Source organism: Collinsella aerofaciens (assembly GCF_015553355.1).
Taxonomy (GTDB): domain Bacteria; phylum Actinomycetota; class Coriobacteriia; order Coriobacteriales; family Coriobacteriaceae; genus Collinsella; species Collinsella aerofaciens_V.
This window is the reverse complement of record NZ_JADNGN010000010.1, coordinates 19798-39054: the sequence shown is the minus strand read 5'-3', so window position 1 is coordinate 39054 and position 19257 is coordinate 19798. Positions and strand designations below refer to the sequence as shown.

At 61.0% G+C, this 19257-nt stretch carries 17 protein-coding genes; 5 read left to right on the top strand and 12 right to left on the bottom strand.

Features of this window, described 5'->3' with window-relative positions; translation table 11 throughout:
* Nucleotides 1-36: 36 nt before the first annotated feature.
* Complete coding sequence (locus I2D57_RS09870; RefSeq protein WP_229055620.1) at nt 37-702, bottom strand: AlbA family DNA-binding domain-containing protein; 666 nt, start codon at nt 700-702, stop codon at nt 37-39.
* A 544-nt stretch (nt 703-1246) separates the two neighbouring features.
* On the opposite strand from I2D57_RS09870, the gene I2D57_RS04090 reads away from it, so the two are divergent.
* From I2D57_RS04090 to I2D57_RS04075, 4 genes are all read left to right on the top strand, one after another.
* On the top strand, nt 1247-4291 hold the full coding sequence (locus I2D57_RS04090) for an insulinase family protein (RefSeq protein WP_195361579.1): 3045 nt from the start codon (nt 1247-1249) through the stop codon (nt 4289-4291).
* Nucleotides 4292-4607: 316 nt separating this feature from the next.
* Nucleotides 4608-4871, top strand: a complete 264-nt coding sequence (locus I2D57_RS10095) for a type II toxin-antitoxin system HicA family toxin (protein WP_195361578.1) — start codon at nt 4608-4610, stop codon at nt 4869-4871.
* Nucleotides 4864-5193 (top strand): type II toxin-antitoxin system HicB family antitoxin, encoded by a 330-nt coding sequence (locus tag I2D57_RS04080; RefSeq protein ID WP_022094981.1) that lies wholly within the window; start codon nt 4864-4866, stop codon nt 5191-5193. Before I2D57_RS10095 ends, I2D57_RS04080 begins: the two co-directional genes overlap by 8 nt.
* A gap of 121 nt (nt 5194-5314) precedes the next feature.
* Entirely contained in the window at nt 5315-5911 is a 597-nt protein-coding gene (locus tag I2D57_RS04075; protein ID WP_195361577.1) for a 5-formyltetrahydrofolate cyclo-ligase, read from the top strand.
* Here I2D57_RS04075 and metA read toward each other — a convergent pair.
* The gene (gene metA, locus I2D57_RS04070) at nt 5908-6861 is read right to left on the bottom strand and encodes a homoserine O-acetyltransferase MetA (RefSeq protein ID WP_195361576.1); all 954 of its coding nucleotides are present in this window, start codon (nt 6859-6861) and stop codon (nt 5908-5910) included. The genes I2D57_RS04075 and metA overlap by 4 nt on opposite strands.
* 210 nt (nt 6862-7071) lie before the next feature.
* On the opposite strand from metA, the gene I2D57_RS04065 reads away from it, so the two are divergent.
* Nucleotides 7072-8049 (top strand): L-lactate dehydrogenase, encoded by a 978-nt coding sequence (locus tag I2D57_RS04065; protein WP_195361575.1) that lies wholly within the window; start codon nt 7072-7074, stop codon nt 8047-8049.
* A 131-nt stretch (nt 8050-8180) separates the two neighbouring features.
* On the opposite strand, the gene I2D57_RS04060 is transcribed toward I2D57_RS04065, so the two are convergent.
* The 10 genes from I2D57_RS04060 to I2D57_RS04015 form a co-directional block, all read right to left on the bottom strand.
* Nucleotides 8181-9149 (bottom strand): SIS domain-containing protein, encoded by a 969-nt coding sequence (locus I2D57_RS04060; protein ID WP_195361574.1) that lies wholly within the window; start codon nt 9147-9149, stop codon nt 8181-8183.
* A gap of 144 nt (nt 9150-9293) precedes the next feature.
* Nucleotides 9294-10049 carry a GntR family transcriptional regulator gene (locus I2D57_RS04055; protein WP_035136787.1) on the bottom strand — a complete coding sequence of 252 codons (756 nt, stop codon included), beginning with the start codon at nt 10047-10049 and terminating at the stop codon, nt 9294-9296.
* 2 nt (nt 10050-10051) lie between these two features.
* On the bottom strand, nt 10052-12028 hold the full coding sequence (locus tag I2D57_RS04050) for a RecQ family ATP-dependent DNA helicase (RefSeq protein ID WP_195361573.1): 1977 nt from the start codon (nt 12026-12028) through the stop codon (nt 10052-10054).
* A gap of 322 nt (nt 12029-12350) precedes the next feature.
* Nucleotides 12351-13070 carry a GntR family transcriptional regulator gene (locus I2D57_RS04045; RefSeq protein WP_006235129.1) on the bottom strand — a complete coding sequence of 240 codons (720 nt, stop codon included), beginning with the start codon at nt 13068-13070 and terminating at the stop codon, nt 12351-12353.
* Between the two features lie 218 nt (nt 13071-13288).
* Nucleotides 13289-14296, bottom strand: a complete 1008-nt coding sequence (locus I2D57_RS04040; protein WP_040359122.1) for a YitT family protein — start codon at nt 14294-14296, stop codon at nt 13289-13291.
* A 354-nt stretch (nt 14297-14650) separates the two neighbouring features.
* Entirely contained in the window at nt 14651-15280 is a 630-nt protein-coding gene (locus tag I2D57_RS04035) for an HAD family hydrolase (protein WP_195361572.1), read from the bottom strand.
* A gap of 159 nt (nt 15281-15439) precedes the next feature.
* Complete coding sequence (locus I2D57_RS04030; RefSeq protein WP_229025861.1) at nt 15440-16423, bottom strand: SIS domain-containing protein; 984 nt, start codon at nt 16421-16423, stop codon at nt 15440-15442.
* 199 nt (nt 16424-16622) lie between these two features.
* Complete coding sequence (locus I2D57_RS04025; RefSeq protein ID WP_035136780.1) at nt 16623-17456, bottom strand: PTS system mannose/fructose/sorbose family transporter subunit IID; 834 nt, start codon at nt 17454-17456, stop codon at nt 16623-16625.
* Nucleotides 17457-17469: 13 nt separating this feature from the next.
* Nucleotides 17470-18264: a PTS mannose/fructose/sorbose/N-acetylgalactosamine transporter subunit IIC gene (locus I2D57_RS04020; RefSeq protein WP_195361571.1), complete on the bottom strand. Its 795-nt coding sequence runs from the start codon at nt 18262-18264 to the stop codon at nt 17470-17472.
* A 36-nt stretch (nt 18265-18300) separates the two neighbouring features.
* On the bottom strand, nt 18301-19224 hold the full coding sequence (locus I2D57_RS04015; RefSeq protein WP_195361570.1) for a PTS mannose/fructose/sorbose transporter subunit IIAB: 924 nt from the start codon (nt 19222-19224) through the stop codon (nt 18301-18303).
* Nucleotides 19225-19257: the final 33 nt, after the last annotated feature.

Genomic DNA, 19257 nt, shown 5'->3' with positions numbered 1-19257 from the left:
GCTTGGGATAAAACTGCTGAGGGTAGGTGCCCGCAACTAGGAGTCCAGCCTTGGTGACATTGCCCTGGAATCAAGGATATTTAGGCGCTCCAGCTTCGTTTGTTTGTCCGGCGCGCCGCGCATTGCCCGAGGCGTCAACGAGAAAGCCCGATCTATCGTACGGTCGACCAGCGTCTCGTCGAGATCGTCCGCGCCCGCACCCGCCACCGCGTCGCGATCGCTCGGAGTCGCTCGACCGTATGACGCCAATGCGAGCACCTCGGTCGATGAAAGCGGCACATCTTTGTCATCGATGCGCTTGTAGCTGCCGCCCTGGGCGCCCCGCTCTATGACATAGCAGGGCTTGCTCGACGGATCGAGCTCCTCAATCGTAATGACGAGAACGATGACGCCCTGAAGCTCCACTCGCTCGATCGTGTATTTGGGCGGATTGGCCAGCTTTCCTCGACCGCCCGCATCACCCATGCCTGACACAAATTGGTTGAGCACTTTCTCGGTCTCGAAGTTCTCAACCGGGACAAAACCTGCGCGCTCACTCACTCCGAGCACGATGATTCCGCCGGCAGTGTTCGCGAATGCGCTCACCGTTTCCCACACGTCGCGGGAAAGCGTCGTGGCGCTCTCCTTCACTTCGACGTTAAGATCATCCGAGCCCATACGCCTTAAAGACTCAAGCAGACCGGTCAGCTCGTTTTCGTTCATCTGCACGTCCTTTCGCTCGGTCCTGCGGAGAATGCCGCGGATAGATTTCCCTCGTCTCTCAGTTATCTCTCGTAATTATCTCTCATCTATCTCTCTATCTCTCGGCTTAGAGATAAGAGATAGATAGAGATAGAATGTCTACCATTTGCTTCATTTATACATATTTTTGCTGGTAGAACAATCGGTATTGAGACAATACCATGATTGCCTGTCTCTTTGCTGCTTAGTTATCTCTCATATTTTTCTCTCCTCTTCCTGTCATCTCTCATATTAGAGACGAATGAGATATGAGAGATGTGCGGGCGGCGGATGAGCGTGGATTTTGGACGGTCGGGAAATGAGGGTGGATATTTGGACGGTTTTTGGGCTTTTGGAAGCCGATTTCGTCCGAAAATCCACGCTCATTTGGTGGGCGTCCGAATTTCCACGCTCGTGTGTCCGAAAATCCACGCTCATCCGGCAGATTGGTCGAGGGCCCCATATGGGTATACTCTCGAGGATTCGACTCGATTCGCCCCCGCTGGGGCGTCAAAGGAGACTGCATATGTCCACCACCTCAACCGACCCGCGCACCGCTGCCGCCGCACTGCTGGTGCCCGGCACCACCTGCCACGGCTTTGCCGTCGAGCGCCGCGAGACCGTGCCCGAGCTCGACTCGGACGCCTACGTGCTGCGCCACACCGCATCGGGCGCTCGCCTGCTGTACCTGGCGTGCGACGACGAAAACAAGGCCTTTGCCATTGGCTTTAAGACGCCGCCGGCCGATTCCACCGGCGTGTTCCATATTCTTGAGCACTCGGTGCTGTGCGGATCGGCCAAGTTCCCCGTCAAGGAGCCATTCGTCGATCTGATCAAGAGCTCCATGCAGACGTTCCTCAACGCCATGACCTACCCCGACAAAACCATCTACCCCGTTGCCACCACCAACGAGCAGGACCTGTACAACCTGATGGACGTGTACCTGGACGCGGTGTTCAACCCGGCCATCTACACCAAGCCGACTATTTTTGAGCAGGAGGGCTGGCACTACGAACTGGACCTGCCAGAGAGCGCCGAGGGCGAGGTCGACGGCAGCTCCGCGAGCCTGCGCGAGGGCACGCTGCGCTATAACGGTGTGGTGTTCAACGAAATGAAGGGCGCGCTGTCCGACCCCATGAGCGTGCTGGACGATGCTGTTAACGCCGCGCTCTATCCCGACACCGCCTATGCGCACGAGAGCGGCGGCGACCCGCGCGCGATTCCCACGCTCACCTACGAGCAGTTCCTGGACACGCACGCGCGCCACTACAATCCTTCCAACTCTTATATAACGCTCTACGGCGACCTGGACGTGGACCGAGCACTGGCCTTTTTGGACGAGCGCTATCTGTCGCAGCCGAGTGCCGCGAGCCGCCGCATGGACACTGCCGTTGCCGCCGGCGAGGACCCGTCCGCACTGGCGCCCAATCCGCTGGGCGTGCAAGCGCCCGTGACCTGTGAGTATAAGCGCATCGAGATGGCAACCACGCCCGAGAACGCCCTGGTTGGCCTGGGCCTGGTGCTGGGCAGCGCGCTCGACCGCAAGCGCACGATCGCGGCGGATATCCTGTTCGAGGCGCTGCTGGGCTCCAACGAAGCGCCGGTTAAGAAGGCAATTCTGGCCGCCGGCCTGGGCGGCAACGTGGTGAGCTATACCGCGGCCGAGAGCCTGCAGCCCTACGAGCTCATCATGCTGCAAAACGCGCAGCCCGACGTGGCGCGCGAGCTGCGTCGCGTATTCCAGGACGCCTGCCGCGACCTGTGCGAGCACGGCGTTCCGCGCGAGCGCCTGGAAGCCATCATCAGCAGCAACGAATACGACCTGCGCCAGCGCGACTACGGTATCGCCGACGGCGTGGCCATTGCGTGCGACGCGCTGAGTACCTGGCTCTACGATGACGACGCCGCGACGCTGGCGCTCAAGTATGGCCCGGTGTACGAGGAACTGCGCGGCGAGCTGGACGGCAGCTATTTTGAGGACCTGCTGCGCGAGCTGGTGCTGCAGAACGATCACATGGCACTGGTCGAGCTGGTGCCGGTGGACGCCACCGAGGGTTCGGAGGGTGCCGAGGCCGCCGAGCTGGCAGCCAAGCGGGACGCCATGACCGATGCCGAGCTGGCCGACGTGATCGAGCGCACGGCCGCGCTGCGTGCCGCGCAGGAGGCGGAAGACACGCCCGAGGCCAAGGCCACGCTGCCGCGCCTGCGCGTGTCCGACATTGGCGAGGCGCGCCCCGAGCCGCCGCTGATCGTGGACACGACCGCACCCATCCCCTGCCTGCGCCACGGCATCCCCACCAACCGTCTGGCCTACGCCATGCAGTATTTCGACCTGAGCTGCGTCGCGTTTGAGGATCTGCCCTATGCGACACTGCTCTGCCGCCTGTTTAAGCAGCTGCCCACGCGCGAGCGCTCGGCCGAAGAACTCGACAACTTGCTCGCTGGCAAGCTCGGCTTTTTGAGCTTTACGACCGAAGTCATGACGCAGCCCGAAGTGGACGGCGTACGCCCCTACCTGCTGGTGAGCGCCGGCGCCCTGTCCGAGAAGATCGATGCGCTGGCGAGCCTGCCGCGCGAGGTATGGTCGAGCACGCTTTTGGCAGATGCCGACGCCGACCGCGTGCGCGACGTGCTCACGCAGATTCGTATTGGGCTTGAGCAGGGCTTTATCAACAACGGTCACTCGGCGGCGCTCGGTCGCGCGATGAGCTACAGCTCGCCTTCGGCCGTGGTGCGTGAGCAGCTCTCGGGCGTAGACTTCTACCTGTTCCTGCGCGATTTGCTCGAGCACTTTGACGAGCGCGTGGACGGGCTGCGTACCAAGCTTGCCGAGCTGGCGGAGCGCATCTTTGTGGCCGATGGCTGCATGGCGAGCTTTACCGGCAGCGACGAGGACTTTGACGCATACTGGGATGCCGCGGGCGACCTGGGGCTGGACGCTGGCGACGGCGCCGATGCCGGCCGCGACGCGCTCGTGGTGCCGGCGCCGTGCGACCGCCACGAGGCTTTCGTGATCCCCAGCGACATCTGCTTTGCCGCGTGTGCGTGCGATCCGCGTCGCTTGGGCATTGACGTGACAGGCGCTTGGGCCGTGGCTGCCAACGCACTCTCCTACGACTACCTGTGGAACGAGATTCGCGTGAAGGGCGGTGCGTACGGCTGCGGATTCCGCGCAGCCGGTGAGCGTCAGGCGGCGTTCTACACCTACCGCGACCCGGCAATCGATCCTTCGATTGAGCGCGTGGAGCGCGCAGGCGAATGGCTCGGCAGCTTTGAGCCCGACGAGGCCGCCTTTGAGGGCTTTATCGTGAGCTGCGTGAGCGGCATGGACGCACCGGTGAAGCCGTACGCGCTCACCAAGCGCCGCAACACGACCTACCTGGCCGGGCTCGATCCGCACGCACGCGAGGAGCGCCGCGCCCAGATGCTCGCCGCCACGCCCGGTGAGCTCCGCTCGCTCGGCGCCGACGTGACGCGCATCGCAGCCGAGTCGCCCACCTGCGTCTTTGGCGGCCGCGAAGTCATCGCCAAGAGCAACGCCGACTTTAACGTCGTCGACCTGATGGGCTAACGCACGGCAAAGGTAGATTTTTGGGACATGTCTGAAAATCTACCTTTTTTCTGCGGTTTGAGCGGGGTGGCGCAGCCCACCGCGGCGGTTTGTCTCAATCTGCAACATCTAGGTCCAATTTTGCCGAGTTACTGTTACAGATTGAGACAAACCGCCGCAGACGCCCACTCCACAGCACAGACCACCACAAAGGTGCCTGTCTCCTTCCTCAGTTGTGATTCGAACACTTGTTCTATACGCACACATGTTCTATAGTAGAGGTGCTTGCATCAAACTGAAATTGCAACTAGAATATAGTTGCAGAATGTGAGGCGGGATGGCTCGATCCGATAAACTCATCGCCCAGCTGCTTAGCTGTCCTTCAACGTATAGATTCGCTGACTTTCTTAAAGTTATGGCTTCATATGGCTTTGAAATGGACCGCAAAGGCAAGACATCCGGATCGCGCGTTCGCTTCTACAGGCCATCAGATGGCAGGATGTTCGTAATGCACGCGCCTCATCCATCTGACGAATTGACAGCGGGGACCATTCGAAACATCGTTCGCTTTCTGCAAGATGTCGGAGGTAGTCATGAGTAACGTTTTGGCATACAAGGGTTATTTCGCCCCGGTCGAGTTCGATGCCGAACAGCATGTGCTAACAGGTATGGTCGCCGGCATTAGGGACGCAATCGTATTTGAAGGCTCCACGGCTGAAGAAGTGGAGCAATGCTTCCACGACGCCGTCGACGATTACCTTGAGTTTTGCGCCGAGAAGGGCAAGGAACCCGAGCGGGCTTTTAAGGGCTCGTTCAACGTAAGAACGGGCTCTGAGCTCCACAAGCAAGCAGCGCTGGCAGCGGCAAAGAAGGGTGAGTCACTCAATAAGTTTGTGACTGAAGCGATCGCTGCGGCGCTGTGAAGCCAACGTCGAGTCGAAGCCGCCACAAAGGGCGCCTTTGTGGCGGCTTCGACGTTTGCCCAGATAAAGCCTGCCAAAATAAACCTGTCCCTTTTTGGTAGGTTTGGGAGAGAGGGCCGGGATGGACAAGGCTGAGTTGCGGCGGGCGGTGATTGCTCGGCGCGATGCTCTCGATTTGGATGTGCGGGCGGCGAAGTCTGCTGATATCTGTGCGCGGCTGGTTGAGCTGCTGGGCCGCTTGGATGCCGCGGCGCCGCGCACCGTTGCCGTCTATGCCGCGATGGGTTCCGAGGCAGACCCTGCCGCGTTTGCCGTTGCGGCCGCCGTGCGCGGCTGGCGCGTAGCCTATCCGTGCATGCTCTCGGCAATTGATGCCGCAGCTTGTGGCCAGCGCATGTGCATGCGGGCAGTTGCCGCCGACGATGCGTCCGCGGCTCCGTTTATCGCCCACCCCACGCGGGCCTTCGCGGCCACGGACATCGACAGCGACCGCTTCCCCATCATGCCTGCCGAAGCTCTCGACATGATCGTCGTGCCGCTCGTGGCCTTCGACCAAACCGGCGCGCGCCTGGGCTACGGCGGCGGTTGTTACGACCGCTACCTGCCCACGCTTTCGGCCACATGCCAGATCATCGGCATCGCCTTTGACGAACAGCGCGTCGACCGCGTTCCCACCGACGCTCACGACCTGCCGCTGCCCCACATCGTCAGCGCCTAACGGCTGGCGCACCTCCCGACGGCCCAGTGCTCCTCGCCGGCGCGGGCCAGGTCGTAGGGCGTGGTCTGGTAGACGTAGTAGTTGAGCCAGTTGGTGTAGAGCAACTGAGCCTGGCTGCGCCAGACGTTGCGCGGCTCGGCCGTGGGGTCGTCATTCGGGAAGTAATGCGCCGGAACCTGGGGGCTGAGCCCGCGCTTCACGTCGCGCTCGTACTCCAGGCGCAACGTGTCGGTATCGTACTCGGGATGGCCAAAGACAAAGAAGCGACGGCTGTCGGTCGACTTGACGATGTACAGGCCAACCTCGTCAGACACGGCCACAACCTCAAGCTGCGGCTCGGCCTCCACGTCCTCGCGGCGCACATCGGTGTTGCGCGAATGCACGGCATAGAAACGGTCGTCAAAGCCGCGGACCAGCGGGCTTTGCGGCTTCACCAGATAATGCTCAAATACGCCACTCGCCTTTGCCGGTAGGTCATACTTCTGGATACCGTAATGATGGTACAGACCGGCCTGTGCGCCCCAACAAATGTGCAGCGTAGAGTGTACATGCGTGGTAGACCAGTCCATGATCTGGCAGAGCTCGGGCCAGTAGTCGACCTCTTCGAACGGCATCTGCTCCACCGGCGCGCCCGTGATGATCAGGCCGTCGTAGTGGATGTCGCGGATGTCGTCGAACGTGCGGTAGAACGTCTCCAGGTGGCCGGCGCTCACGTGCGTGGCCTCGTGCGTCTTGGTGCGCAGCAGGTCCACTTCCACCTGCAGCGGCGTGTTGGAGAGTTTGCGCATGATCTGCGTCTCGGTGGCAATCTTGGTGGGCATGAGGTTGAGGATGAGCACGCGCAGCGGACGGATGTCCTGGTGCAGCGCGCGGTACTCGGTCATGACAAAGATGTTCTCGCTCTCGAGCTGCGCGGCGGCAGGGAGGGCGTCGGGGATGCGAATGGGCATGGATGCTCCTTACGAGTCAGTTGCAGCTATGGTACAACGAGCGGCCCCATCCGCGCGAGCACATCGCCCAGCGATGCCGTCAGCGGCCCAAATCACTCCAAAAGTAGAGATTAAGGCATGCCCAAAAATCTATTGCGCTTTAGCCTAGCAAAGTGGCAGCAGGACGCTACAATGGTTCGACGCGAAAAACTCGGCCGAAAGGATACGTATATGTACCAGACGCGTAAGATCGGTGTGGTCGGCCAGGGCCACGTAGGAGCACATGTTGCCAACAGCCTGCTTATGCAGGGCATTGCCGATGAGCTGTACCTGTGCGATATCAACGAGGCCAAGGTGACGTCCGAGGTCCAGGACCTGCGCGACTCCCTTTCGTTTGTCCCGTACAACACCAAGATCGTCAACTGCTACGACCACTACGAGGAGCTGGCCTGCTGCGACGTCATCGTCAACGCTGCCGGCAAGGTCGCGCTGGCCGCCGGCAACCGCGACGGTGAGCTGTTCTTTACCACCGACGCCGCCCGCACCTTTGCCAAGCGCATCGTCGACGCCGGCTTTGACGGCATCCTCGTGAGCATCTCCAACCCCTGCGACGTCGTGTGCACCGAGCTGTGGCACCTGACCGGCTACGATCCCAAGAAGATCATCGGCTCGGGCTGCGGCCTGGACTCCGCCCGCCTGCGCACCGAGATCTCCAAGAAGGTCGGCGTGAGCCCCAAGTCCATCGACGCCTACATGATCGGCGAGCACGGCTTTAGCCAGCTTGCCGCCTTTAAGGCCGCAACCATCGCCGGCAAGAGCCTTAACGAGCTTCAGGCCGAGAACCCCGACAAGTATGCCTTCGACCACATGGAGATCGAGGAGCTCGCGCGCAAGGGCGGCTACGTAACCTACCAGGGCAAGCAGTGCACCGAGTACGCTGTCGCCAACTCCGCCGCGCGCGTCTGCGCCGCCGTGCTGCACAACGAGCACGCCGTGCTTTCGGCCTCTACGCTTATGACCGGCCAGTATGGCGAGGAGGGTATCTTTACCTCCCTGCCGTGCGTGATCGGTGCCGAGGGCGTCGAGGAGGTCTACACACTCGACCTTTCCGAGCACGAGCTCGAGGGCTTCCACAAGAGCTGCCAGCACATCCGCGACAACATCGCCCAGCTCGACTGGTGGGATACCGAGGCCTACGACGCCAAGTAAGCCGCTGGCTGCCGCAACCTTGCGAATCTATGCGCGATACTAAGCGGGCCGCGCCGGAAACCCACCGGCGCGGCCCGCTTTTTACGCACGCTGTTCGCTTGCGAATCGAAGGTGAATGCTTTTCCCGTTACCTAGTACTGCTCGATGCCCATGTAGCGACGAATCTCAGGGCTGTGGTCGAACACCTTTCCGCGGGCGGCGCGCAGCTCGCAGCTCATGTTGTAGAAGAAGATCGGCTCCAGGTACGAACGCACGCTGGCAGGCACTTCACCCACGCCGTACTCGAGCGCATCGAGCACCATGACGGTATCGGTGTGCGTGTTGAGGAACGCAAGAGCGCGCTCCTCCATGGGGCGGCACTCGCCCGATCCGAGCTGCACAAAGTAGAACACGCCGGGCTCGGTGGCTTCGAACGGGCCGTGGAAGTACTCGCCGGAGTGGATGTAGCAGCAGTGCTGCCACTGCATCTCCATGAGCGAGCAAATCGCCATGGCATAGGTCTGGCTAAAGTTGGGACCGGAGCCCAGGATATAGAAGAACTTGTGCTGCTGGCAGAGCTCGGCAAAGCGGGCGCCCAGCTCGGCGTTGACCTTCTCACGGGCGGCGGGCAGCAGCGCATCCATCTGCTTGAGGCCCTCATACATGTCGGCGAGTGACTCGTAGCCTTCCTGCTGGTCGAGCAACTCGGCGGCGATCAGAGCGCCAATGCCCTGCGGCACCTCGGCCTGCGACACGCCCTCACCCCACGGATAGACCCAGGTAGTCCACTTGCCGTTGTCGATCTTTGAGCCCTCGCAGTCGGTAAGGGCAATGACCTCGGCACCGGCGGCCAGCGCCATCTCGCAGCCGTCGACGACCTCCTGCGTGTTGCCGCTGTGGCTGCAGGCGATGACGAGCGACTTCTCGCCAAGACTCTTGGGAGCCATCAGGCAAAACTCGCGTGCCGTGTAGACCGTCGAGGTAAACGTGGTGGCCTCACGCTTGAGCAGCTCGTTGGCCGGCATGAGATCGATCATCGAACCGCCGCAAGCGATCCAAAAGACGTTCTCGATCTTGCCCTTGCGCTCGATGATTTCCTGAACCAGATCATGTGCGTTCATCCTGATGTTCCTCCTTGTGGGGCGGCTTTGAGCGACGGCGGCTCGTACCTGCTGTCGTTCTATGTTGTCCTATTTATAACACGTGTAACAAAGCCCGTGAAGTCATCTCGGCAAATTTGTTCTATGTTGTTCTATCTGTGTATGTTAGATGTCGAAGACGTAGCGCGAGCCCACGATCTTTTGGCGGCCGAGCAGTAGAGGGCGCCCGCCGGCGTCGGTAAAGTAGGCCTCCATATAGAAGAGAGGCTCGCCGACCGGCACCTCCAGCAGCGGGGCCGTCTGAGTATCGGCAAGCGCAATCTCCACGGTGCAGGGGTCGGACTTGAGCGGCGCGCGACCCGAATGCTCGGCAACGAGCGCAAAGATTGAGTTATCGGTGAGGTCCTCGTCGGCCAGCGTCTGCAGGTAGGGATGGTCGGCGAGCACAAAGGCGTTGTTCTCGAGCATGACGGGGATGCCGTCGGCCGTGCGCACGCGCTCGACCACGATAAGCTCGCAGCCGGGCTCCACGCCAAAGAACGCCGCATCCTCGTGAGTCGCCGCGACCACCGTGCGCGACACCAGACGCGCACCCGGCACCATGTCGTTGGCAGCACAACCCTCAGTAAAGCTCTGGACGTCACCCTTCTGGCGAATCTTGCGCTTGAGCTTGGGGGCGCACACAAACGTGCCCCTCCCCTGCTGGCGGTTGAGATACCCCGCGCGCGACAGCTCCTCGATGGCACGGCGCACGGTGATGCGCCCCACGCCGTAGGACTTCGCGAGCTCCATCTCGGCAGGGATGCGCGAGCCGGCGGGGTACACGCCGCGCGCGATCTCGCCCTTTAGGTCGTCCATGACCTGCTGGTACAGCGGCACGGCGGGCACGTCAGTGCGGTCGGTTTTATCGTCGAATGCCATCGTTACACTCCATCCCGCGCATGCTCGGACTCAAATTCTTCAATCGCCGCCATAAACTGCTCGCCAAAGGCGTCGGCTTTTTTCTCGCCAATGCCGTTGACCTGGATCAGCTCCTCGCGCGTCTGCGGACGCAGGCGGCACAGGCCGCGCAGGGCCTTGTCGGAAAAGACCATATACGGCGCCATCTCCAGCTCGGTCGAGATCTCCTTGCGGAGGGCACGCAGGCGCTCGAACAGCTCGGCATCGTCGCCAACGCGCGGGCGCTGATCCAGCTCGGCCTCCTCGCGCAGCAGATCGACGGCGCGGCGGGCGCGGGCCGAGGCCTTGCGCTTGGACGCACGACGCTTAACGGTAAAGGCGAACGCCTCATCCTCGACCTCGACGGCACGCGGACCCAGCCCCACGACCGGGTACTGCCCCTGCGAGGTGGCCAAATAACCGCGACCGCACAGCTGGCCGATGATGTCCTTGATGCGCCCGACCGATTCGCTCGACAGCTCACCGTAGCCGCGCTCCTCGTCCAGATGCATCTGGCGAATGCGCTCGGTGTTGCCGCCGTGGAGCACGTCGGCGATCAGCGACTTGCCAAAGCGCATGGGACGCGTGGCCACATAGCGCACGGCGGCGCGGGCCATATCGGTGACGTCCTCGACCTCGAACTGCATGAGACAGTTGCTGCAGTTGCCGCAGCCCTCGGCGTCGTCTGCCGTGCCGCCCGCGGCGGCTGCCGCATGCTCGGCCGCCGCCTCGTCGCCAAAATAGCGCAGCATGTATTCGCGCAGGCAGCCGGTGGTATTGCAGTAGCCCTCCATCTGGCTGAGCAGGCGATAACGGTTCTGGAGCGCCCACGCGCGCTGCTCGTCGTCGAGCGCCTCGTCGGCCGCATCGCCGCGGTCGATCAAAAAGCGGCGCATGCGAAAATCGTTGCCGTTCCACAGCAAATGGCAGCTTGCCGGGTCGCCATCGCGGCCGGCGCGGCCCGCCTCCTGGTAGTAGGCCTCGATGCTCTCGGGCACGTTGTTGTGGATCACGTAGCGCACGTTGGGCTTGTCGATGCCCATGCCAAAGGCGTTGGTGGCAACCATCACCTGAATGTCATCGTCGATGAAGGCGCGCTGGCTCTGACGGCGAGCGTCGTTGCCCATGCCGGCATGGTAGCGGCCCACGCGAATGCCGCTGGGGTCCAGCACCTCGGCAAGCTCCGCGGCCAGCGCGTCGACCGTCTTGCGGGTCGAGCAATACACGATGCCGCTCTCGCCCGAATGCGCGATCACGTAGTCGCGCACCCACGCGGTCTTGGCCTTGTCGCCCATCTCCTCGCAACCAAAGTAGAGGTTCTTGCGATCAAAACCCGTCACCACGGTCGCCGGGTTTTGCAGGCCGAGCATTTGCTGGATGTCGGCGCGCACGCGCTCGGTCGCCGTGGCGGTAAACGCCGCCACGATCGGGCGCCGCGGCAGCGAATCGATAAACTCGCGAATCTGCAGGTAAGCGGGACGGAAATCCTGGCCCCATTGGCTTACGCAGTGGGCCTCGTCAATGGCCACAAGCGGCACGCCAACGCCGCCGTCCGCCGCGACCTCCTGCGCAAAGGCTAAAAAGCGCGGCTCGAGCAGGCGCTCGGGTGCCACGTACATAAGCTGGTAGCGGCCCTCGCGCGCCCGCTTGAGCACGGTGTTTTGCTGAGCCGGCGTAAGGCTGGAGTTGAGATAGCTGGGTCGCGCACCCGCCGCGAGCAACGCACGGGTCTGGTCCTCCATAAGCGACAGCAGCGGACTCACCACAAAGGTGATGCCGGGCAGCATGAGCGCGGGCACCTGGTAGCAAATGGACTTGCCGGCACCCGTGGGCATAACACCCAGCGCATCGCGACCGGCAAGGATCGCATCGACCATGCGGTCCTGTCCCGGGCGAAACGAGGTGTAGCCAAAATAGGCGCCGAGCGTGTCGAGCGCCATCTGCTGCATGCTATCGGTCATGGTTTCCTAACGTCCAAGTCATCTGCCGCCGATTATACGCCGCCACGCGGACCGGTGCCGCACGGCTGTCGGCCACGGGCAACGCAATCCAAAAGGAACGAGCGTGGGATTTTTGGACACTTTCCCAACGGCTAATCTCTTGACAAGCGCGCAAACGTCGCTGGTTGAGCATAAGTCAGCGAAAACGCCCCTAAGCGAGCAAGGTGACGTGAAAGAGGAGGGAAGCGTACTTTGGGTACGCGACCGACGATTGAACGTCAGATTGCCGCTTAGGGGCGTTTGCAGCGTCGAGCCGTTACGCGGTTTGGTAAAACCGCGTAACTTACATGACCATAACGTAGCGCGATCCCACGTAGTACTGCTTACCCATCAAAACCGGCTCGTCATCGGGACCGGTAAAGCCGGCACGCAGGTTGAGCAGCGGATCGTGCGGAGCAATGCCCAGCTCGGCCGCCTGCTCGGCGTTAGCTCGAACGGCCTCGACCGTACGGTAGCCAACCGAGACAATCGGCGTTCCGCCAACACGCTCGACCTCGGCAAAAATCGACTTGTCCTCAAGATCGGCCGTCAACAGCTCACGGTAGGCGTCAAACGGCACAAAGATGTTCTCCTCAAAGATGGGCTCGCCGTCGGCCGTGCGCACGCGCTTGATATGCAGCAACAGCGCATCCTTCTGCAGGCCAAAGAACTCCATCTCGTTTTGGCGCGCCGGAACGATCTGGCGATCGATCACGTGCGCACCGGCCTTCATGCCGTTGCCGGCACACAGCGCGGTAAACGTCTGCAGCGTCGAGGCGTGAAACTGGCGGTTGATGTGCGGCGTGGAGACAAAGGTGCCGCGGCCCTGCTGCTTAACCAGGTAACCATCGGAGCACAGCTCCTCGACAGCGCGGCGCACCGTAATACGGCTCACCTCGTACTGCTCGGCTAGTTCAAGCTCGGACGGAATACGCTCCTTGGGTGCATAAACACCTTTTTCGATCGCATCCTTGATTTCGTCATAAATCTGCTGGTAAAGCGGTGCATTTTTGGGCGCAGGCATATCTGATCACTCTTATCAAAATAGCCAAATTTCTCATACGTATATAACGTCTAGTTTCATGTTACCTCATATTGATAAAACGATACACCCTCCCTACCAAAAAGCGACAGCTTCATTTTGGTAGGTTTTATCTGGGCAAACGAGAGCCCTCGAAAGCAACGGGGCTTTCGGGGGGCTCGTTCGGATGGGTTGCGCAGGACCGGCAAAATGCCAATACCCTACTTGCCGTCGTCCTGCTGCAGGCTGTCCTGTTCGCTGAGGCGCGCCTGCCTGCTGGCCATGCGTGCGGGCTTGTCGGGATCGGGAACGGCCGTGGGCATGGGCTCGTCGACATGACCGCCCCACCAGCCGCCCACAAAGTTGAGCGTGTGGAACACGTTGATCACGGCGCCGGGATCAACGTCGCACACCAACTTGATAATGTCCTGGCTCTCGTAGGTCGAGACAACGGTGTTCAGCAGGTACATCTTTTCGCGGCTGTATCCGCCGACGACCTCGGCGCAGCTAATGCCGTGCTGAAAATGGTTTACGTAGGCAGTCATGACCTCGTCTGCCTTACGCGTCGTGATCTGCAGCGTCACGCGATCGTAGCGACGATAGAAACTGTCGATGGTCTTGGTCGAAATAAACTGGAACACGATGGAATACGCCGCCTTGTCCCAGCCAAACATAAAGCCAAAGATCGCCAGGATAAAGCAGTTGAAACCAAAGATGACGCCCCAGATGGTCTTGCCCGTGTGGTTGGAAACCCACAGCGCGATAAAGTCGGTGCCGCCGGTGGATGCGCCGGATTTAAGCGCGATGGCAGCGCCCAGACCCGAGACCACGCCGCCAAAAATGATGAGCATGATCTTGTCGCCCAAAAACGGCGCGAAGTGAAAGACGTTGAGGAACAGCGACGAGAGCACGACCTGCATCATCGAGAAGATGACGAAGCGCTTGCTAATGCCGCTCCAGCATAGGAGCGCCACGGGAATGTTGAGCGCAAGCATGCCGAGCGAGATGTCGATGTGAACGCCGCCCAGCGAGGTAACGCGATCGAGCAGGACCGCGACGCCGGTGAGACCGCTCGGAAGCAGGTCGGCGGGCTGAATGAACGCCTGGATCAGAAATGTCTGGAGAACGGCGGAAATGGTGACCGCCACAGCAGTAATGGCGCGGCGGACGATGGTGAGGCGGCCGAGCACGAGCACTCGGTCCGTGAGCTGATCGATGGCGTTCGCCACGCAGGCTCCTTTCGAAGGCAGATGTAGTTGTGGGATATGTCCGCGATTGTAGCATGGAGCGTGCGGGGGCGCTTCAATTCACCCTCTCCCGACAACCAAAGCGGGACCAGCAACCCCACGACCAAAGGCCCAAATTACAAGTGAGTAGACTTTACGCGACCTGCAGAGCACACCCAAAACCGCCACCCCTGTGACCTGCGGTTTTACAAAGGAAGATATGCATTGCGCTCGGCCTGCGCCAAAAAGTCTACTCACTTAGTCCGAATCGAAGCCAAACGGATCAAAATCGAAACCAAATTGAGCCAGTCCACCGCAAAAAACGTTTGAACCCGTGCTTCTCGCGGCGGATTGACACTACAAAGCGGCCAAAATATCGGTCAGATTATCAATAACGGCATCGGCTCGCGATTGATCGAGGTTGACGCCCTCGTGCGGACGCAGTGCCAGGACGCGGGCGCCGGAACGTTTGCCAGCCTCGATCCCCAAAGGCGAATCCTCGATAACCAGGCACTCGGCAGGCTCCACCCCCAGCGCCTCCATGGCACGCAGGTAGATCTCGGGGTCGGGCTTAAACGCACTGCACTCGTGACCGCTGATGGTGTAGTCCAGCACGTCGGGGATACCGGCAATCTCCACCAGCTCGTCGATCAACTCGCGATAGGACGAGCTCGCGATGGCACACTTCACGCCGCGCTCGTGCAGTGCGCGCATCACCGGCTCCGTCTGCTCGTTGAGCAGCTCGGCATACGGAACGGGGTGGTCCGGGCTGTAGACCTGCTTGTACTCCACGCGAAGGCGCTCGCGCAGCTCAACATCGTCGGGCACCAGCGCCTCCCAAATGGCAGGCTCGTTAGACCCCGAAAGATCGGGGATCTCGTCAAAGTGGAAGCCCTTCTCCTCCATAAACGCCACGCGACGACGGTTGTAGAACCACTCGGTATCGACCAGCACGCCGTCCATATCAAACAGCACTGCCTTGATCATACGCATCTCCTCCCACCTGCCAAAAAGGGTCAGGTTTATTTTGGTAGGTTTTATCTGGGATTTGCGACGCGACAGACACGCCCTCCCCAGAGCAAAAAAGGGGACGGGTCGCAAACCCCATCCCCTCTCAATCAACCCGTAAGGTCTACTTACTTGTGATTAGTAGGAAAGCTTCCACATGTAGCGACGCATGGTCAGCGGATGCTGACGGGCCTCGGCGATCTGGTTGCCGTACTCGCGCATAACGGCGAGGTGCAGCAGCGGGTTGAAGTAGGTGACGACGCTCGCGGGCACGGCGTCAGCCAGGCCGTAGTCCTTGGAGTCGATCAGAGCGACCTTGGCGCCCATGCGCTCAAGGAAGGTGAGGGCGCGGGCGTCCATCGGACGGGTAGCGCCATCGGACATGAAGAAGACGTAGGGCTTACCCTCGGTGGAAACCTCGAACGGGCCGTGGAAGTACTCGCCGGTGTTGTAGGCGGCGGCGTCGATCCACTGCATCTCGGTGAACAGGAAGGCGGCGTGAGAGTAAGCCATCTTCTCGGAGGCACCAGAGGCCATGAAGTAAATCATCTTGTCGTCCTTGAAGTCCTCAGCGAACTTCTTGGCGAGCTTCTTGCAGGACTGAGCAGCGTTCTCGCAGAGATCGAAGACGTTGGTGAGGCCGGTGATCATGTCGTCGTACTTGTCATAGCCCTCGGTCTGCTGAAGGATCTCGAGAGCAAGAGCGATGGCATAGCCGGGCTTCTCGCACTTGGCAGCGAAGTTGGCGTGGAAGCCGTGAACGATGACGTAGTCAGCGTCGACGGTCAGAGCGGAGCCAGCCTTGTTGGTGAGGGAGACGACCGGGCAGTTGTGCTTCTTGGCGGTCTTGTTGGCCTCGACGGTCTCGGGCGTGGAGCCACCGAGGGAGCAGGTGATCACGAAGGTGTGCTCGTTGACCCAGGAAGGCGTGTCGTAGTTGAACTCGTTAGCGGTGAAGATCTGAACGTTCAGCTTGTCCGTGTTGTTGGCCAGGAAGTACTTGGCGGGGTACAGGTCGGACATGGAAGCACCGCAGCCGACGAAGGCGACACTGTGGATCTCGTGGTTGGACAGGACGTCAGCGACGATCTGCTTAGGGAGGTTAAGGTCGATCTCGTACATCTGACACATTCCTTTCGATTTTTGCGGCGCCACATTGCCGGGCGCTCGCAGGGTTACCGTGGTTTGGACCGAGTCGCCGGTCCGTTGAGGATGCGACAAGGGGACTGTCCCATTGTCGCATTTTGGGGATGGAAGCCTGCCTGGGGTATGGGATGCCAGGCAGGCCCCCGGGGGAAAGCGGTTAGGCGCTTGGTCGCGACTAGGCCAGAATGCCGGCCGCGGAGAGGGCGATGCCGCCCACGATGGCGATCACGAGAAGCCAACCGGTGTTGACGTTCTTCTTGATGAGCCAGTACATAAGGCCGGTGAGGCCAAGGGAGATCATCTGGGGCATCATGCCGTCCAGGATGTCCTGGATAACGACGGTGCCCTCAGCGAACTGCAGCGGGGTGGTGGCGCCGATCAGCGTGGCGATCATGCCGCCCACGGACATAAGACCCACGATGCCGCAGACATACATGAGCTTCTCCATGAGGTCGCCGCCCTGAAGCTTGCTCAGGTACTCGTGGCCGCCCTGATAGCCCATCTTGGCTGCGAACCAAGTGATCAGCACAGAGGGGACGATGGAGATGAGCATGGCCAGGATCGGGCCCATGATGGAGCCCTGCTGAGCCAGCTGAACGCCCAGGCCAAAGGCGATAACGCGGATGGTGCCCTGGAAGAAGGAGTCACCGATGCCGGAAAGCGGACCCATGAGGGAGGTCTTGACCGCGTTGATCGAATCGGGATCGAAGTTCTCGGGATCCTTGGCGTACTCCTCCTCCATGGAGGCGGAGAGGCCCAGGATGAAAGCGCTCGTCTGCGGGGTGCAGTTGTAGAACGCCATGTGACGGTGGTAAGCCTCTTTCTTAGCAGCGAGCTGCTTGGGGTCGGACTCATCCGGATAGAGGCGATCGAGCGTGGGAACCATGCCGTAGAGGAAGCCCATGTTCATCTGACGCTCGTAGTTCCAAGAGGCCTGGATGGCCCAGGAGCGCCAGAAGAACTGGCTGACCTTCTTGTTCAGGGACACGTCCTTGGTTGCGGTTGCCATAGTGTGTTCCTCCTTAGTCTTCGTCGTCTTCGAGCGGATCGTAGTCGGAATCGACACCGGCGGCTGCATGGGAACCGTTGAACTTGAAGCCCATGAAGACGACAGCCAGGCACACACCGATCAGAGCGACCGCGATGACGGACAGGTTGAGGTAAGCGGCGAGCAGGAAACCGATGAACAGGAACGGAGTCATACTCTTCTTGATCATCATGGTGAGCAGCAGGGCCAAGCCGTAGGCGGTCATGATCTTGGTCGAAACGTTCAGACCAGTGGACAGCCACTCGGGAACCATGTTGACGATGGCCTGAACCAGGTCGGTGCCAACAAAGACGGCGAGGAAGATCGGCAGGAAGTACATGATGGCGTACAGACCGGAGCCGGCGCAGATGTGCATACGGTAGGCGGTCTTGAACTTTCCGTTATCGATCGCGCTATCGGCCACATGGGTGAGGGCGGCGATGATGGAACGGAACACGATGCCGAGGAGCTGACCCAGGACGGCGACCGGGATGGCGATCGTCATGGCGGTCTCGGCGGAAGCATCGGTCAGGCACGCAAAGGCAGCGGCCACGATGCCGCCTAGGACCATATCGGGCGGAACGGCGGCGCCGACCTGCACCAGGCCCATGGACACGAGCTCGACGGCGGCGCCGACGGCAAGGCCGGTGGGCACATCGCCCAGCAGCAGACCGACGAGCGTAGCGCCAACGAGGGGCTGCTCGAAGTTAAGACGGCCGAGCAGGCGGGAGTCCCACATGCAGAACACGCCGACGAGGCCGACGAGCACCGCACTGATGAACGTATTCATACCCTTCTCCTTTCAGTCAGGCAAAAGCCTGGTTGATTACAGCTTGGCGTCGATGTCGACGCTCTGATACGTAGGGGTCTGCTGGACATAGAGCCTGATGCCCATGTCGAGCAGCTGGTTGACGTCGGCCTTCTGGGTGGCGTCGAGGAAGACGGAGCTGTCCTTGCCGCCGACCTGATCGGCGCCGTCGTGGTTGGCGGTGGCGCCCAGGTTGATGGCGTCGAGCTTGTAGCCCTGGCAGAACTGCAGCATCTCGGCAGTATTGCCAAAGACGAACATGACGCGCTCGCCGAGGGTGTTGAGCTTGTCCATCTTGGCGAGGGCACGCTCGACGGTGAAGACGTTCAGGCGAACGCCCTGGGGCTTGGCCAGCTTAAGAGCGCCCTTCTTGATGTCATCGTTGGCGGCAGCGTTGTCGACGACGATGATGCGCTCGGCCTGAACCTTGGTGGTCCAGGTAAAGACGACCTGGCCGTGCAGCAGACGGTAGTCAAGACGTGCGAGGACGATCTTGGCGGGACCGGAGCTGTGACGGGACGCCTTGGCCTTCTTGGCGGGAGCCGCGGCAGCCTCGACCGGTGCATTGGGGTTGGTCAGACCGGTGCGGGCCTCGTTGATGAGGGCCGCGAGCTCGGCACCCTTGATGGGAGCGGGGCTCATAGCGAGCGTCAGTGCCAACGGGATGTTGAAACCGCTGACAACCGTGAACTTCGTGCCGTTCTTGGAAAGCTCGACCATGTTGTTGTTGACCGAGCTGCCGAGCATATCGGTCAGCACATAGACGGTGTCGTCCGCGTTGAACGTGGCGATCATAGCCTCAACCTTATTGGTGATGGGCTCCTTGTCGTCACGAGCAAGCGACACGACGTGGACGTTCGACACGTCGCCGAGAACCATCTCGAGCGTGTCTTTGGCGCCTGCGGCCAGGCCGCCATGAGATGCGAGAATGATCTGATTCATCTTGCCTCCTCCTTTTCGTTATGGTCATTATAA

What these genes read in the sequence shown, in the direction of transcription:
- I2D57_RS04015 (WP_195361570.1), bottom strand. Translation starts at nt 19,224, where the DNA reads ATGAATCAGATCATTCTCGCATCTCATGGCGGCCTGGCCGCAGGCGCC.
- I2D57_RS04060 (WP_195361574.1), bottom strand. Translation starts at nt 9,149, where the DNA reads ATGAACGCACATGATCTGGTTCAGGAAATCATCGAGCGCAAGGGCAAG.
- I2D57_RS10095 (WP_195361578.1), top strand. Translation starts at nt 4,608, where the DNA reads ATGGCTCGATCCGATAAACTCATCGCCCAGCTGCTTAGCTGTCCTTCA.
- I2D57_RS04045 (WP_006235129.1), bottom strand. Translation starts at nt 13,070, where the DNA reads ATGCCTGCGCCCAAAAATGCACCGCTTTACCAGCAGATTTATGACGAA.
- I2D57_RS04090 (WP_195361579.1), top strand. Translation starts at nt 1,247, where the DNA reads ATGTCCACCACCTCAACCGACCCGCGCACCGCTGCCGCCGCACTGCTG.
- I2D57_RS09870 (WP_229055620.1), bottom strand. Translation starts at nt 702, where the DNA reads ATGAACGAAAACGAGCTGACCGGTCTGCTTGAGTCTTTAAGGCGTATG.
- I2D57_RS04035 (WP_195361572.1), bottom strand. Translation starts at nt 15,280, where the DNA reads ATGATCAAGGCAGTGCTGTTTGATATGGACGGCGTGCTGGTCGATACC.
- I2D57_RS04050 (WP_195361573.1), bottom strand. Translation starts at nt 12,028, where the DNA reads ATGACCGATAGCATGCAGCAGATGGCGCTCGACACGCTCGGCGCCTAT.
- I2D57_RS04075 (WP_195361577.1), top strand. Translation starts at nt 5,315, where the DNA reads ATGGACAAGGCTGAGTTGCGGCGGGCGGTGATTGCTCGGCGCGATGCT.
- I2D57_RS04080 (WP_022094981.1), top strand. Translation starts at nt 4,864, where the DNA reads ATGAGTAACGTTTTGGCATACAAGGGTTATTTCGCCCCGGTCGAGTTC.
- I2D57_RS04020 (WP_195361571.1), bottom strand. Translation starts at nt 18,264, where the DNA reads ATGAATACGTTCATCAGTGCGGTGCTCGTCGGCCTCGTCGGCGTGTTC.
- I2D57_RS04065 (WP_195361575.1), top strand. Translation starts at nt 7,072, where the DNA reads ATGTACCAGACGCGTAAGATCGGTGTGGTCGGCCAGGGCCACGTAGGA.
- I2D57_RS04030 (WP_229025861.1), bottom strand. Translation starts at nt 16,423, where the DNA reads ATGTACGAGATCGACCTTAACCTCCCTAAGCAGATCGTCGCTGACGTC.
- metA (WP_195361576.1), bottom strand. Translation starts at nt 6,861, where the DNA reads ATGCCCATTCGCATCCCCGACGCCCTCCCTGCCGCCGCGCAGCTCGAG.
- I2D57_RS04025 (WP_035136780.1), bottom strand. Translation starts at nt 17,456, where the DNA reads ATGGCAACCGCAACCAAGGACGTGTCCCTGAACAAGAAGGTCAGCCAG.
- I2D57_RS04055 (WP_035136787.1), bottom strand. Translation starts at nt 10,049, where the DNA reads ATGGCATTCGACGATAAAACCGACCGCACTGACGTGCCCGCCGTGCCG.